We start from the raw sequence: 15,525 nt of genomic DNA, 5'->3' as shown, positions 1-15,525 counted from the left end.
AGAAGCAGTTAAGTTCTATCAGCAAGCATTAGGTGGCGAGTTACACATCATGCGTTTCGGGGATGCCCCTCCAAACCCCGCTTTCCCTCCGCTTCCCGAAGAATACCTCTGTCAAAGCAAATAAAAGAGCCCCGGCCTGAAGATCAGGTCGGGGTTTTGGTTTCTGGTAAAGGAAATCGTTCAGTTTTACCATCAGGATAGGCCAGCACCCATTCTTTCCCTTCAATCCCCAGCCAGGCCCGGCCGCCACCGATTTCTGCCGGCAGGACCAACCGGATAGCCTGACGGGGACAGGCTTTGACACAGGCGGCGCAGTCCCAGCAGGACCGCCCGTCACGCAACTCTGCCTTACCATCTTTCCGGATTAACAAATCTCCCGGACAGACCCGCTGGCAACAGCTCTCTGCCGCCTGGCCGCAACCATTGCAGCGTTCACGGTTAATCAGAGGTGGCATGATAGGGCACCTCCTCTATGGCAAACATATCCTGCTCCCGGCGATAGCGGGAATTGATGAAACAGAGCCAGCGCCCGTCATCCCGGCGGGGATAGTCAAGAAACTCCTGATAGGCTGGCCAGCGGCTCTCCTTGCGATAGAGCATGTGTTCAACCAGGGCCCGGGCCAGCAACCAGCGCTCTTCCACTTCAATCGCCTGTAAAAGCTGGTAATTGTCGGTACAGGCTATTTGCTGCAAATCTTCGCCCAGCCAGGCCAGCTCCTGCCGGGCCCGTTTCAGCCCGGCTTCCGTATATTTATAGCCGGTGCTAATCCCGCCAGCATATTCATCCATGATTTTTTGCAATCTCTCCTCCAAACGCCAGGGGGTCAGATACCCTTGCTGTTTCTGCCATCGCTCAAACTGACTTTGTCGCTGCTTTAATAGAGTTTCGGCCGCAGCCATTGCCTTTTCAACATCATATTCCTGCAGCTCGGCTACAGCCGTATGAGCAGCAATTTCCCCTTCAGCCATGGACCCGGTTACATATTTTTTGGGGGCGCCACCAGCAATATCTCCAGCCGCATACAAGCCCGGTACAGTGGTTCGGCGACCGCTATCTATCCAGAATCCTGCCATACCATGACCGCCCACCAGATAGGGCTCAGTCCCGATTATCTCCACCGGCTGATTGGGCCTCAGATTCCGATCCGCCCAGTAAAGCACCGCACCAGGAGCCATGTTTAAATATGCCTCCTGTAGTTGCCGCTGCTGCTCCTCTCCCAGATGAGAGGTATCCAGATAACAGGGGCCCCGTCCTGCCGTCATTTCCGCCAGCAAGGCCGCCAGTCGGCCCGGAGTAGTGCGGTCAGCATAATGTTCCAGATAGTTTTCCCCCCGGGCATTTACTTCTTTGGCTTTTACTCCTTGCGCCAGCGTCCCGGTGGGAGCAATGGCATCCTTGGTCCTGAGGGCTATAAACCGCATTTCCAGAGAGGTTAAGGCTGCCCCAACCCGTAAGCCAGCAGCCAGCCCACCCCCCGTATTAAAGGGACAGTACCACATTTTATGGCGGGCTTCTCCCTGATTATTAGGACGATAGATACCTGCTGCTCCCCCGGTGGCCAGGATAACGGCTCTGGCCAGGACGGGGCGGAAACGGCCAGTTCTGGTCTCCCAGCCCAGGGCCCCCACCACACGGCCTTCCACCTGGACCAGATCCAGCAATACCGTGCGATTCCAGACTTCTATTCCTGCCCGTCTTACCGCCGCGGCCAGTACCGGCTTAATGCTCTCCCCTTCGATTTGTACCGAACGGGGCCCGCGGGGAAGAAAATTGCCCTCGGCATCCCGTTTGAAGGGCAACCCCCATTCGGCCAGACGGCGAGCCATGCTGTTAAACCGTTCGGCCATAGTCAGGACAAGATCGTCCCGAACCAGACCATAGTTATCTTTTTTCACATAAGCCAAAAAAGTTTCCGGGGTCTGGCCCGGGTTAAGATAGGCATTAATCGCATTGATTCCAGCTGCCAGGCAGCCACTGCGGCTGATTTCCGCTTTCTCCATTATTACTACCCTTAAAGCCGGGTCTATTTCCCGGGCGGCAATAGCAGCCATACATCCGGCTGCCCCGCCGCCAATGATCAAGAGGTCAACCTTTTCCATGCTTTCTCCAACTCCTCAACCAGGCTATAGGGAATACTTAAATTGCCATGACCGCGTCCCAGCTGGATTTCCGGTTTGTTGGTACCATGAAAATCCGTGCCCCCGGTCATCACCAGCCCCAGTTCTTCTGCAACTGCTCTGGCCTGAGCAGTATCAGCCTCGCTGTTTTCCGAATAATAGACTTCTATTCCGGCCAGCCCATAATCCCGCAATTCCCGGGCCAGATCAACCAGCTGGGACTGAGCTAAACCTAGATACCTGGGATGAGCCAGCACCGGAACCCCTCCAGCCTGACGAATCAAAGTTATTCCCTCCCGGGGGGTTAGCCTCTCTTTCGGAACATAAGCCAGTCCCCCCCGGGCCAGGTATTTATCAAAAGCTTCATTTACCGAACTTACTACCCCTTTTTCCAGTAATACAGCGGCAAAATGCGGGCGCCCCACCACCTGCCCCTGGGCTTTGGCTTCCACTTCTGCCATGGTTATCTCGATCCCGAGGGCTTGTAGCTTCTCCACCATTTTCGGGTTACGCTGGGCGCGAAACTCCCGGAGCTGGGCCAGATTTTGCAGTAATTGCGGATGCTGGTGATCGATATAGTAGCCCAGTATATGCATCTCCCGCCCCTGCCATTCAACACTGATTTCCACTCCGGAAATAACAGGCAGGCCCAGCTCACGGCCACGGGCGATGCCTTCTGCTAAACCATCTACTACATCATGATCGGTAATCGCCAGAGCAGCCAAACCCTGCTTATAAGCCAGCTCCACCAGTTCAGCCGGACGGAAGGTGCCATCAGAGGCTGTGGTATGGGTATGGAGGTCAATCATGGGCTGGTCCTCCTTTACAATCTCTATTTATAGATAGTTTAACTCCTCCAGCCGGCGAATAATAGTAGCTACTGACTCTTCATGGGTTTGCTCATGGGTTTTTACCACAATTTCCGGATTTAAAGGAGGCTCATAGGGATCAGAAACCCCGGTAAACTGGGGAATTTCTCCAGCCAGAGCCTTTTTGTACAGGCCCTTCACATCCCGCTCTATGCATTTTTCCAGGGGGCAATCCACAAATACCTCCACAAAATCAGGATAAGTGGAGCGGACATAGTCTCTGGTTTCCCGGTAGGGGGAAATTGCAGCGGTTATGGCCACTACCCCGTTACGGGCCAGCAGTTTGGCTACAAAGCCGATGCGCTTGATATTGGTATCCCGATCCTCCTTACTGAACCCCAGACCTTTGGACAGATTTTCCCTGACTTCATCTCCATCCAGGATCTCCACTTTTTTACCCCGCCGCCGCAGCTCCTCGGCTACCAGACCGGAAAGGGTGGATTTGCCAGCCCCGGATAGACCAGTGAACCAGAGTATAAAACCTTTTTCCTTATTGCTCATTTGCTTTCCCCTCCTGCTCTTTGCGTATAAGATAAGCGCCTATTCTTTCTTTGGTGCGGCCATGGGCAATCCAGTCAGCCTGTACCTCTTTAATTAAATCCACAATTTCCTCTGCCTGAGCCAGCTGACGCCAGAGCCGTCCCAACCGGGGATGCCGTCCCCCGTTTCCGCCAACCAGTGCCCTGTAGCCCCTGGCAGTCTCTATAATCGCTCCGGCCGGGCAGGCCCGCAGGCACATACCGCATTCCTGACAGTTGCTGTACTCAATTACTGCCCCCTCTGCGGTAATGGTAATAGCTTTTTCCTTACAGGCCCTGGCGCAAAGCCCACAGGCGGTACACTTTTCTTTTTCCACCCGAACCTGTTGTACCGCAATCAGGCCAAAATCATGGGCCTCAGCCCGGGCACAATTGTTGGGGCAGCCGGAAATGGCAATTTTGAACTTATGAGGATAACCCTGTTTACCGGCAAACTCCTGCTGTAACTGCTGCGCCAGTTCCCTCACTGCCGCCAGCCCGTTGGTACAGGTGGGCTGACCCGGACAGCAAACCACATTGCGCCCAGTGCCTCCCCGGGGTGCTGTTTTAAGCCCCAGGGCAGCTAATTCATCCTGGAGGTCCAGCACTTTTTCCCCCGGCACTCCGGGAATTTCCAGGCCCTGGCGAGTGGTCCAGTGCACTTCCCCCTGGCCATATTCTCTGGCCAGACGCCCTATTTCCGCCAGCTGATCCGCCTGCAGGAGGCCCAGAGGCAGGAGAATACGGACTATCCAGAGATTACCAACTGGCATTTTGATAAAATCCCGAAACAGGTCTCGTTTTCCCTCCGGTAAGATTTGAGCAGGCAGGCGATGAGTACGATAAAGCTCAAAAGTCCGGGGGGGCTGCCGGTACTCCTTGCCCTCCTCTGCCCCGCAGGCCGGGCAATACAGGTATAGTTCCGAACGGCGGTTGCCGCAGTAATGGCATTTCATCAACTATTCCTCCCTGTAACCCCGAATTAAGACTTCCGCCACTTCCGGCCGGGTGAATTCCGGTGGCGGCACTTCTCCCCGGGTGAGCATCTCTCGTACTTTGGTACCACTCAATACTACATGTTCTTCCCGACCATGGGGACAGGTTTTGCTTGATGCCATATTGCCACAGGCACGGCAGTAAAAGGTATGCTCAAAGAAAAGGGGAGTTATTCCCAGTTCTTCTGGTTTAAATTCCCGGAAAATCAGCTGGGCGTCATAAGTACCGTAATAATTGCCAACTCCAGCATGGTCTCGACCGACAATGAAATGGGTGCAGCCGTAATTTTTTCTAATCAGAGCATGAAAAACTGCTTCCCTGGGTCCGGCATAACGCATGGCTGCCGGCAGCACTGAAAGCAGCACCCGCTCCTGGGGATAGTACTTTTGCAGCAGCACCTGATAGCTCTCCATGCGAATATGGGCAGGAATATCATCTGCCTTGGTTTCTCCTACTAATGGGTGCAAGAGCAAGCCATCCACTATTTCCAGAGCGCATTTCTGGATGTACTCATGGGCCCGGTGGACCGGATTGCGGGTCTGGAAACCAACCACCGTTTGCCAGCCCCGGGAACGGATGATTGCCCGCACTTCCTCGGGATCCCGGTGAAAATCGGGAAACTGAGGTCTGGGCCGGTTTACCAGCCAGATAGGTCCCCCGACTAGATATTCTCCCTGCTCATACAGGCGCTTTACCCCGGGATGGGCCTCATCTTCGGTGCGGAAAACCTGCCGGGCTTCTTCTCGTTTATCATAGCTGTAAACTTCTTCCACCTGCAATGACCCATAGATAGTCTGGTCGGCACCCACCAGAGCCACTTCTTGCCCGGGTTTCAGGCTGGCCGCCTGTTCCGCTGAAACCGAAAGGGTGATGGGCATACTCCAGATTTGCCCGTCGGCCAGGCGCATTTCTGCCACCACCCGCCGATAATCCTCCTGAGTCATAAAGCCGGTTAGGGGTGAAAAAGCCCCTACTGCCAGCATTTCCAGATCCGATAACTCTTTGGCCCCCAGCAGAATCTTCTCGGCTTTCTCCAGCCGGGTCAAAGCCTCCTCCCTTTCCGGTCCTGTTAAAACTCGATTCACCAATGCCATGACCACTCCCCCTATTCCTATAATTCCGATTTGTTTAGTTTGTTTTATTGCTAAAAATATAACACCTCCAGCGGGAGGTGTCAAGCACTTTTATGACAAAATGTGATGCGAATCCATTCTTCTACCGTGTTCGTTGTCAGTTTGCGCGGCAAATCCTTTTCCAGCCCGTTGATTTGCTGGATAAAACACTCTACCAGATAGGGATCCAGCCGCTGGTAGGCCATCCTGTTTAATTCCCGTAAGGCCTCACTTAAGTTCTTGCTGGGCCGGTAAGGCCGTTCTTCCCGCAAGGCATCATAGACATCAGCCACAGCAATAATCCTGGCTACCAGAGGGATATTTTTCCCGGCCAAACCCTTAGGATACCCCTTCCCATCAAAATTCTCATGATGATAAAGTACCCCATATCGGATTTCATCGGGAATCCAGGAAGTGGTTTCAGTAATCAGCTGCCAGCCCAGTTGAGGGTGTTCCTTGATCTCCTGCCACTCTTTTTCCGTTAAATTCCCCGTTTTCAAAAACAGTTCCCTGCTCCAGCTGGTTTTGCCCAGATCGTGCAGTAAACCGGCCAGGCGTATACGATTGACCTCTGGAGCAGGTAATCCCAGCAAGCAGGCCAGAAAAGCGGCATACTGGGCGACATTGACCGAATGCCAGTATAGTTCTTCATCATAATCCTTAATCCGGTTGAGCAAAGTCTGAAGATGGCCTATATACCGGCGTGCTGACAAATTGGAACAGCAGTCCCCCAGTCCATGATAAACCTGGATGGCCCAGGGTTGATGCCCGGCATAGCTCAGGGCCAGATCAGCATAATCAATCAATTGAAAAACCGCATGGCCATGTTGAGGGTAGGAAGCCAGTCCCGCCTGGGCAAAGACATCTTCTTCGCCGAAAAAGAATTGGTGTTTTTCCCGCAGGTGTTGAAAAAATCTCTCTACCATGTTCCGGGCCTGCTGATAATCTCCTTCCACCAGCAAACCCAGGCGCTGATAACCGCATCGCCCCATTATACCCCAGCGCTGGCGTTGATTGTCCTGGATGATGGTGCGAAAAAATATCTCCGTCATAGCTACCCCGTAGCGGGCCGCAATTTCATCCAAACCGTGCAAATCGATATGAACCAGGCTCAGCTCTTCACCCGTTTTTTCCGCTTCCTGAATTTTATTTTCTGCCATTTGCATAAAAGATTTTCGGTTCAAAAAACCGGCATAATTATCCGCTTGATTCAGCAAACGCTCCGGCCACCAGGTGCGTCGAATCACCAGCAAAACTCCCAGGTAAAAGAAAGACACAACGATGATGGTGGCCCAGAACTCTTTACTCGCATAAAAGAGCAAGTTCCCTTCCCGCCACCAGTGGGCTGCCACAAAGGCCAGATGGCCTCCCAGCCCCAGTAAAACAAACTCCATCAGCCCCGGTTGGGCCATGGCCAGCTCCAGTAAGACGGCCATCAACAATGCCGCCTGTAAGTTTAACATGCCTGGCAGGACCGTCACATAACAGACCCAGAGTAACATGGTCAGGGAAATTAACAGCCGCATACCCCAGATAAGGCGAATGCGATAACATTGACGTAAGGCCAGGTAATAAAAAACATTTAACAACAACAACACCAGTAAAGCGCCAACTAGCGAAAAGCCATAGCCATTGGTATGCCACCAGCCCAGAACAGTTGTAATCCCTGCTACCATTCCCCTAAAGAGGAAACCATAACGATATTCATAATCGATCATATCCCCTTTATGTAAGGGCAGGGGGCTTAACCATGGTTCCATCCGGTTAAACATCGAGGCCACCTCTTTTGTACTTAACTGAACAATCTGATATAAGCTAATTCGCTATGTCAGGCCGATTTTCCTGCTAATATCAAAATAATTTTTCGCTATTCCTAATCATAGAGAAAAACCACAGGAAAGGGTAAGTTTTCCAGAACAGCGATTAAATTGTTTTTCAAGCTGCTGGTAGTATGCAGGGCCACAATCCCTTCCCGCCCATTTAAAGGTACCATAAACGCCAGATGCTCATATCCTTCAAGAATATTTTTCAGGTACCGAATACAACCTGGAGCTATTTTTATTTTTAAAAAAACTTCCTCCGGATGGCCTCCAGGCCTGACTGTACTGACTCCGCCCTGGCCGCGATAACGTTTTGCCATTAATTTAACCCCCAAAAATTTAAATTCTATCGTATAATATAAAGAAAAAGCCATAGAGGTGTAAAGATGGAGGAACTGGTACTCCGGGCCCAGCAAGGGGATCGTCAACTCAGGGAACAGCTCTTGCAGGAATATCAACCATTTATTGTTAAAATAGCCAGTCAGACAGTAGGGCGTTTTCTAAACTGGGGAGTAGATGAGGAACTAAATATTGCACTGACCGCCTTTGATGAAGCCATACTTCGCTTTCAACAGAAAAAGGGTACTCCCTTTCTTCCTTTTGCCGCTCTGGTAATCCGGAGCCGGCTGCTGGACTGGCTGCGGGCCGAACAGCGGCACCAGCATCTCAGTCTGGATATTGAAAACGAACAGGAAGAGGATTTCAGTCCCGCTGAACTGCAACTTTCTCTGGCCCAGTATCAAGCCCGTTCCCTGGCGGAAGAGCGCGGACTGGAACTGGCCCTGCTGGAAGAAAAACTTCGACCATTCGCCATTAGCTTTAATGACCTGGTGGACTCAGCCCCCAGGCACAGGGATACCAAACAGGCATTAGTCAAAGCTGCCCGCTACCTGGCCCAAAATCAATCCTTATTTCAGCAATTGCTGGAGAAAAAAACTGTGCCCGCGAAGCAGCTGGCTGAAGTGAGCGGTGTCAGCCTGAAGACCCTGGAAAAGGGGCGCAAATATCTGATTGCTGTGGCTTTGATTCTACATGACGCAACGGAGTTTGTTCACTTAATCTATTATCTCAAACCACTGTTACAACTGGAAGAGAGGGAGCAGGAATGAAAGCCAAAATTAAAGGCATGGTAGTCAAGCGCGATGGCAAATATTTGATTGTCCTAACCCCGGACGGAGATTTTCACCGGATACCGGCTAAAAATCACCAGGTTAATCCCGGTGAGGAAATCATTTTCACTCCTGCCTCTTCCCTGTCCTGGCCTAACTGGGCTCTAGGTACCCTGGCAGCTGCTGTCGCCCTTCTATTCCTGCTGGCTGGTCTAAAGCCACAGCAAAACCCTATCCAACAAACCGTGAGCCAGCCGCCAGCAGTAAAACCCGGGGAGAATATCCAGCTAGCTCAGGCTGAGCCTGTTGCCTTTCTGACGGTCGATATCAACCCCAGTATTGAGCTCGCCTTAACGGAAAATGGACATATTATCTCCGCCCGCGGTTTAAACTCTGATGGTCAGAGACTATTGGCTAAAGCTAAACTGGAAGGCCTGACCTGGGAAGAAGCTCTGGATCAAATCCTCGACCTGGCAGCAAAAAGTAATTACCTCCCCGGTAACAGGCAAAATTTGATTGTAACCACTCTGACGGTAGTAAAGAAAAATAAGGCAAAACCGGTATTAGTAAAAGAGCGGGTCAAGCTGGTTCTGGCTGAAAAAATCAAAGCGAAAGCTCTTCCTGCTCAAGCCATTGCTCTGGAAGCTGACCCCTCCGACAAGGAGGAAGCGGATAAACAACAGGTTTCCGTAGGAAAATATCTGACCTGGAAGCGCCTGAAAGCCAGAGGGAAAGAGCTGGATATCAAAGAAGTGAACAGGCGCAGTATCAGAGAGATCCAGGCTGATGAAGCTGAAGACCTGTTTAAGGATGACAAAGACGAACAGCCAGAGATCGGGAATAATAAAGAGCATTCGCAGAAACCAGAAAAACCAAAGCAAAAACAGAAGCCTGATAAACGCAAACTTCAACAACGGCCAGAGAAATTACAGGGCAAACTACCATCCCAGGATGAACTGCCATCCCAATCTGAACAACCTGAGCAAGCGGAGCCCGAGACAGAGCAAGACTCAGGAAAAGGACGTGGGAAGAATGAGGACGGCACCTGATAAGCCTCAATAGAATGGCCCTGTACAAAATGTACAGGGCCATTCTCTAGGCAAAGTATTCTTTAATTTTTGCCTCAATTTCCTGTAACACTTTTAGATACCGGTTATCAGCAGGCAATTTCCCCCTTGCATTTTCTACCAATTCCGGTACCCAGTCCAAATGCTCCCCCACAAAGGCTTTTGCTTCCTCCCCTTTTCCGTTTGCCAGCAAAAAGCCCAGAAATTCCAGCTCGATTATCAGGTGATCCGGGGTCTCCTGCATTTCTGGCGGTATTTCCAGTCCATACTGATTTAACAGCTCTCTCATATGCAGGGCCCGGTCTGATAAAAGATAGCCCTTTTGCCGGGCGAAGGGGAGTTCAGTTTTCTCCCCTTCGCTCCAGGGCCGAAACAGGGATTCCACGGGGATAATCCTGGTCTTAGGATGAACAAAGGCTTCCAGATAATCGTCCCGGTAATTCCAGTCTTCCGGCTCCTTCAGGGCATCGGCCAATTCAAACCATATTTCACTGTTCATTTTCATCCCCCTAACCGAGGAGATTAACCGGCAGGGCTGCGGCAAGAATCAGGTAGCGCAGAATAAATCCTCCAGACAGTACCATCACTTCACTTAAGACAGTCAAAGCTTTGTTTTCATGTTTAGCATTGCCCATTTCCCACCATTCAATGAGTAGAGGCAGTACCAGGCCCAGGCCGATAAGTCCACCCCAGAAGAGAGCAGCAAATTTGCCGGTCAACAGCAAATCTACCGATTGCCGGGCTACATCGGAAGAAGTGCCGGTTACATAAACCAGGAAAAACAGCAAAATCAACTCTCCAATCAGCAGACCCAGGTGCACTTTTTTCATACCCTGCAGCTGACCAATAATTCCACCATCCAGCCAGAGGGCAGTGAGAACGGCTGCTGCCATCCCCGTCGACAGCGCAGAAACCAGGAATAACACCGGTAAAACTGCCGTGTTCCAGAGAGGAACAGTGTTTACTACACCGATCAACAAGCCCGTATATCCAGCTGTACCAAGCGCCAGCAGGTTGCCGGTTGTTACCAGCCAGCGCGGCAATTCTTGCTTTTTCCATACCAGCCAGCCGCAGTAAAGCAGTACCAGCATATACAGGGAGATGATGATAGTACCGTTGGTCATCATTGAACCCGGGAAGTTCAAAAAGAGGTACAAAAAGCGCCAGGGCGCTTTCAAGCCCGCTTCAGCGTCAAATACTAGTAACAACAAACCAAGAGCCATTAAGGGTATTGCCAGTAAAATGCCGCTTTTAGTCAAAGCCTCCCACTTACCCCGCGGCCACAGGCGGGGAGCATTAACTGCCGTCAGAAACGCGCCGGCACTAACCCCGGCTAAAAAGAGGTAGGCTGCGATGATCGTTCCCCATGCCATAAAGTCCTCACCTCACGTAAAAGATTTTGGCCTTTGTACACAGATCAGGCCGGAGCGGTTTGGCTCCCCGTTTGATGATTTCCTTGTTGATTTCACTTTTGGGGTCATCCAGGTCCCCAAAGATCCGACAACCGGTAATGCAGGAAGTTACACAGTGGGGTTCACCGCCCGCTTCCACCAGTTCAATACAGAAACGGCACTTTTCCACCACCCCGGTTTTCTCATCCTGGATCCGGGCCTGGTAAGGACAGGCCACCATGCAGTATTTACAGCCGATACATTTGTCAGGGTCAACCAGGACAACACCGTCAGGCCGCCGGTAGCTGGCAGTGGTGGGACAAACTTTGACACAGGGAGCGTCTTCACAGTGCTGGCACTGGATAAAGACATTTTCCACCCGGACATCGGGATACACCCCGCTTTCTCTCTGCTCTAACCGGGTAAAAGCCTGACCCGGTTCCAGTTCATTTTGCATCTGACAGCCTACTTTGCATGAAAAGCAGGCTACACACTTCCTGGTATCGATTAACATCCCGTAACGTGCCATGTCTTACGCCTCCTTCCGGACTTTGACGACCACTTCCATCGCATTGACGGCTCCGGACATGGGTTCGATCATGTATTTGATAAAGTCGTTCATGCTGATGCCAAAGCCTTTGGAATAACGCATCTTTTTGGCAAAACTGCCATAATGGCCGGGCAGGTACACAACATCAGGATGCAAAAGTTCTGTCACTTTAGCCCTGATCCGTCCTTTGGCGCGATCGTTCTCGACAATAACCCAGTCACCATCTTTGATACCCAGCGCTTTGGCCCGTTTAGCCGGTATCCACAGCCTTTCCATGTCATACTGTTTGGTAATTTCCAGCAGTACAGGCAAGTTGGCAGTAGAGGTATGGGAGTGAATACCCTGCTTGCCGTGCAACAACCGGAATTCTCCCTGTTCAGGATTGGGTTTGACCAGAGGCTCGATCCAACGGGGCACCGCGCTGAAACCAGCCTTGGCAAAGGCCTGGGAAGCAAATTCCACTTTTTTGCTGGGGGTTTTCAGTTCTGTGAAACCTTCCGGCATCTCCTGGTCTTTGAAGCTGAAAACTCCTTTTTCCAGCAACTGTTCCAAAGTAACGCCTGCTCCGGCCAGCATAATCCGGTTAACTTCCTCCAGAGTGAAGTTGAAATACTGGCCAACTCCAGCCGCTTGGGCAATCCCGGTCACTATTTCATCAAAAGGCCTGGTTTCTTTGTGCAGTGGTTCCATAACTTTAGCTCTGATAGCCACAGCCGGGACCCAGCCTTTTTGCGGCTCCACTAGTTCTGTCCGTTCCAGATAAGTGGGTTCTGGCAACACATAGTGAGCCAGCTCTGCTGTTTCGCTCATGAACATGTCGATAACAACCAGCAATTCCAGATTCTTAAACCCTTCAATCATATGCTGGGGATCTGGCACATTGCGGATTGGGTTGAAGTGATAAACAATTCCTGCTTTGGCTTTGCCTTCTTTGGCTTTTTGCGCTACCAGTTGAATAATGCCTTTGGACGGCAAAGCTAATGGATAAGTGTCATTTTCACCAACTTCATCCAGACGTCTGACTTTCGGTTTTTCCGGTTCCGGGAATTTGGTATGATCTAATTTGCCCAGCTTCGGTTTGGCGCCAAAAACAAGACCGCCTTGCCGGTTGATATTGCCGATTAAGGCATTGACCAGGGCCACCATCCGGGCTGTTTCGGTGCTGTTCTGATAGCTGCAACCAAAGCCCCCTTTCCAGCTTGGCTCAATAAAAGCTTTGGGTTTGGCTTTGGCAAAATCGGTAGCGATTTCCTCAATGGTCTCAGCCTTGATGCCGGTGATTTTTTCCGCCCAGGCCGGTGTGTACTGAGCCATGGCTGCAGCAAATTCCGGGAAACCGACAGCATTCTTAGTGACAAATTCTTCATCATAAAGCTTATCCCGAATGATTACATGCGCCATAGCCAGCAGGAAAGCCAGGTCGGTACCAGGATTGATCGGCAGCCACTTGTCGGCCAGGGGCGCCGTGCTGTTGTAACGGGGGTCGATGACAATAATCTTGGCCCCTTTGCTCTTGGCCTTCAGCAGGGCAGAAATGGAAGAAGGTTTAATCCCGTCAGCATAACTACGGCCGATAAAAATCATATATTTGGCTTTGCTGACATCGGCCGAAGGAACTCCACCCAAAGTCCACTGCATGCCTACATCCCGGTTAAGGCTGCACATCACGTGATGAGAAAGGATAGTAGGAGTACCAAGGGCATAGGCCAGCCGTTCCCCGTAAAACTCACCGATTTCCTTGGGGTTGTGAGCATAGAAAATAGTTTCTCCACCGTATTTCTGCCGGATTTCCTGCAGCTTTTCGCCAATTTCTTTAAAGGCCTGTTCCCAGGAAATTGGTTCAAACTTGTTATCCCCGACCCGTTTCAACGGCTGTGTTAAACGGTCCGGATGATAAACCCAGCTGGCCACCCCCTGTCCGCGGGCGCATACCTTACCCTTGCTGGCCGGATGGTCAGGATTGCCGGTAATTTTCCAGATCCGGCCGTTTTTTAAATGCACCAGCACACCACAGCGGCTGGAACAGCCATTACACAGCGTCGGCTTAACAACCACTTCTGCTTTTTCCGCTGCTGTCAGCCAATCGCCGAAACTTAGCCACTGCGAAGCGGCCAGGGCGGCCCCGGTGACCGCCGTAGTTTTTAGAAACGAGCGGCGTGTCATGGCTTTTTGTAGCATAATCGCTCCTCCTCTCACTTGTTCAGAGAAACACAATCCGTTTTGGTTTCTATTAGTTCTTGTGTTCACTTTTATAATTCGCTCTACTATTTTTATTTCCTGCCTTGCTTTTATTCGTTATTTTGATAGAATTATAACCAAACGTTTATATATATTAGGAGGACATATTATGCTCAACTTACATCAAATTCAATTGTTCATCACCATTGTCAAAGAGGGCAGTTTTTCCGCCGCAGCCAAATTGTTGCATATGTCACAACCGGCAGTCAGCGCCCAGTTAAAAAAACTGGAGGAAACTCTTGGCGTCCAGCTCCTAAACCGTCAGGGCCGTCAGCTGATGCTAACACCCGCTGGTTTTCTCGTCTATGAACATGGTAAGGAGATCCTGGAAAAAGCAAAACAGCTGCTGCAGGAATTGAATGTTTACTCCCAAAAATGTGAGGAACAGATCTTACTGGGGGCCAGCACACTGGTAGCAGACTTTCCCTTGCCCTGTGCCTTATATGTTTTTAAAGAAAAATACCCACAATACTGTGTCAAAGTACGCCGGGAAAGAGCCGCAGAAATCGTGAAATTGCTTGCTGACGGCGAACTGGAACTGGCTTTGCTGGAAGGAGCCACTACCTATCCCGGCTGGACCAATTATGCCTGTGGCCAGGACGAACTGCTGGTAGCCGTACCGGCTGAACACCCTCTGGCCGGAACAGCTCAGGTAACCGCCCAGGACTTATTAAGAGCAGTTTTTCTTACTGGAGAGCGGAACTCCGGCCTGCGCTCTGCCATAGACTATTATCTGCAACAGCTGGGACTCAGTGTTGAAGCCTTGCCAAAAACCCTGGAATTAAACAGTATCGCCGCTATCAAATCAGCTCTGGAAGCAGGGATGGGTATCAGCATTTTGCCTCGTTCGGTCATGCGGCGGGAAATCCGCACGAAAACAGTAAAGGCCCTCCCGCTGGAAGGCCTCAACATGCCGCTCTATTTTTATCTGCTTACTAAGGAACAAACCAAATTGACACCTGGCGTTAAGCTGTTGCTGAATTTCTTATCTGATCCCGCCCAGCGGGTCTTCTGTTAAGCAAACCAGCGGCGCAACAGATAAGCTCCGACGGCGGCTCCTGCCGTTACGGCCAGCAGAAACAGGTAACAGTGCAAGGAAAAAGAGGGAATTCCGCTGGCCAGAGCCCCCACATTACATCCCGAAGCCAGGCGGGCACCCAGCCCCATCAGACCGCCGCCAATCAGGGCGAGAAGCGCCATAGTTCTATTGGCCATGGACCGCCATCGCCATTGACCCGCCAGAGTACTGGACAGAAAAGATCCCAGAACCATGCCGGCCACCAGCCAGGTACCAAAATAGCCGGCAACCCATTGACTGAGAGTAGGCTTCATCCCTTCAATCTGGTAGTAACTCCAGCTAATTGGCGAGAAACCTATGCTCTCTAAAATCGCTCCCCACCAGCCCGCCAGGGCAGTTGTAATGCGCCAGGGTTGTGCATAAACTGCCAGCATTAAGGTATTGGCTATAGCCAATACTATTGCGCCTGCCCAGTAGGGCCAATCCCGTTTGTACCAGGGACGGTGATGCGAATTTGCCATACGCCGCATTCCACTTCCTCCACTTCCAAAACCACTTGGTGCTTGCGAGCCCAGTTTTCAAAGGTGCGGGCTGTACAGCTGTGATCTGTTTCCAAAACCAGCGAATCTCCCGGCTTAAGCTGCTTCAATTCTTTTTCCGCTTTTAATAATGGCAGGGGACACATTTCCCCCCAGGCTTCCAAAAATATTTCCGCCATA

At 51.2% G+C, this 15,525-nt stretch carries 17 protein-coding genes; 3 read left to right on the top strand and 14 right to left on the bottom strand.

Annotated elements, in window-relative coordinates:
• Positions 1–143: 143 nt before the first annotated feature.
• The 8 genes from CTH_RS05295 to CTH_RS05260 form a co-directional block, all read right to left on the bottom strand.
• The gene (locus CTH_RS05295) at positions 144–455 is read right to left on the bottom strand and encodes a 4Fe-4S dicluster domain-containing protein (RefSeq protein WP_078666348.1); all 312 of its coding nucleotides are present in this window, start codon (positions 453–455) and stop codon (positions 144–146) included.
• Positions 439–2,100 (bottom strand): adenylyl-sulfate reductase subunit alpha, encoded by a 1,662-nt coding sequence (locus tag CTH_RS05290; RefSeq protein ID WP_078666349.1) that lies wholly within the window; start codon positions 2,098–2,100, stop codon positions 439–441. The genes CTH_RS05295 and CTH_RS05290 overlap by 17 nt, the downstream gene beginning before the upstream one ends.
• Positions 2,079–2,927, bottom strand: coding sequence for a PHP domain-containing protein (locus tag CTH_RS05285; protein WP_078666350.1), 849 nt, complete (start codon positions 2,925–2,927; stop codon positions 2,079–2,081). The genes CTH_RS05290 and CTH_RS05285 overlap by 22 nt, the downstream gene beginning before the upstream one ends.
• Before the next feature lie 27 nt (positions 2,928–2,954).
• Positions 2,955–3,488: an adenylyl-sulfate kinase gene (gene cysC, locus CTH_RS05280; protein ID WP_078666351.1), complete on the bottom strand. Its 534-nt coding sequence runs from the start codon at positions 3,486–3,488 to the stop codon at positions 2,955–2,957.
• The gene (locus CTH_RS05275) at positions 3,478–4,461 is read right to left on the bottom strand and encodes a 4Fe-4S binding protein (RefSeq protein ID WP_078666352.1); all 984 of its coding nucleotides are present in this window, start codon (positions 4,459–4,461) and stop codon (positions 3,478–3,480) included. The genes cysC and CTH_RS05275 overlap by 11 nt, the downstream gene beginning before the upstream one ends.
• A gap of 3 nt (positions 4,462–4,464) precedes the next feature.
• The gene (gene sat / locus CTH_RS05270; protein ID WP_078666353.1) at positions 4,465–5,595 is read right to left on the bottom strand and encodes a sulfate adenylyltransferase; all 1,131 of its coding nucleotides are present in this window, start codon (positions 5,593–5,595) and stop codon (positions 4,465–4,467) included.
• A gap of 80 nt (positions 5,596–5,675) precedes the next feature.
• A complete protein-coding gene (locus CTH_RS05265) occupies positions 5,676–7,385 on the bottom strand; it encodes a bifunctional diguanylate cyclase/phosphohydrolase (RefSeq protein WP_078666354.1) in 1,710 nt (569 codons plus the stop codon).
• 101 nt (positions 7,386–7,486) lie between these two features.
• Complete coding sequence (locus tag CTH_RS05260; RefSeq protein WP_159071843.1) at positions 7,487–7,753, bottom strand: DUF4911 domain-containing protein; 267 nt, start codon at positions 7,751–7,753, stop codon at positions 7,487–7,489.
• Positions 7,754–7,819: 66 nt separating this feature from the next.
• On the opposite strand from CTH_RS05260, the gene sigI reads away from it, so the two are divergent.
• Positions 7,820–8,542, top strand: coding sequence for an RNA polymerase sigma-I factor (sigI, locus tag CTH_RS05255; protein ID WP_078666356.1), 723 nt, complete (start codon positions 7,820–7,822; stop codon positions 8,540–8,542).
• Complete coding sequence (locus CTH_RS05250; RefSeq protein ID WP_107753262.1) at positions 8,539–9,591, top strand: anti-sigma factor domain-containing protein; 1,053 nt, start codon at positions 8,539–8,541, stop codon at positions 9,589–9,591. The genes sigI and CTH_RS05250 overlap by 4 nt, the downstream gene beginning before the upstream one ends.
• 46 nt (positions 9,592–9,637) lie before the next feature.
• Here CTH_RS05250 and CTH_RS05245 read toward each other — a convergent pair whose 3' ends face one another.
• From CTH_RS05245 to CTH_RS05230, 4 genes are read right to left on the bottom strand one after another with little or no spacing between them, the layout of a single operon-like run.
• Entirely contained in the window at positions 9,638–10,108 is a 471-nt protein-coding gene (locus CTH_RS05245; protein WP_159071842.1) for a molecular chaperone TorD family protein, read from the bottom strand.
• Between the two features lie 10 nt (positions 10,109–10,118).
• A complete protein-coding gene (nrfD, locus tag CTH_RS05240; RefSeq protein ID WP_107753260.1) occupies positions 10,119–10,982 on the bottom strand; it encodes an NrfD/PsrC family molybdoenzyme membrane anchor subunit in 864 nt (287 codons plus the stop codon).
• Between the two features lie 7 nt (positions 10,983–10,989).
• Positions 10,990–11,529, bottom strand: a complete 540-nt coding sequence (locus CTH_RS05235; protein WP_078665080.1) for a 4Fe-4S dicluster domain-containing protein — start codon at positions 11,527–11,529, stop codon at positions 10,990–10,992.
• Positions 11,530–11,532: 3 nt separating this feature from the next.
• On the bottom strand, positions 11,533–13,728 hold the full coding sequence (locus tag CTH_RS05230; RefSeq protein WP_107753258.1) for a molybdopterin-containing oxidoreductase family protein: 2,196 nt from the start codon (positions 13,726–13,728) through the stop codon (positions 11,533–11,535).
• Positions 13,729–13,897: 169 nt separating this feature from the next.
• Between CTH_RS05230 and CTH_RS05225 the strand changes: the two genes are divergently transcribed.
• Entirely contained in the window at positions 13,898–14,806 is a 909-nt protein-coding gene (locus tag CTH_RS05225) for a LysR family transcriptional regulator (protein WP_159071841.1), read from the top strand.
• Here the strand turns inward: CTH_RS05225 and CTH_RS05220 are convergent.
• Positions 14,803–15,336, bottom strand: a complete 534-nt coding sequence (locus CTH_RS05220; RefSeq protein WP_078665083.1) for a YeeE/YedE thiosulfate transporter family protein — start codon at positions 15,334–15,336, stop codon at positions 14,803–14,805. The genes CTH_RS05225 and CTH_RS05220 overlap by 4 nt on opposite strands.
• Positions 15,264–15,524 (bottom strand): sulfurtransferase TusA family protein, encoded by a 261-nt coding sequence (locus tag CTH_RS05215; RefSeq protein ID WP_078665084.1) that lies wholly within the window; start codon positions 15,522–15,524, stop codon positions 15,264–15,266. Before CTH_RS05215 ends, CTH_RS05220 begins: the two co-directional genes overlap by 73 nt.
• Position 15,525: the final 1 nt, after the last annotated feature.

The sequence above is a fragment of the Carboxydocella thermautotrophica genome, assembly GCA_003054495.1.
Taxonomy (GTDB): Bacteria; Bacillota.
This window is presented reverse-complemented; position numbering and strand designations above follow the sequence as displayed.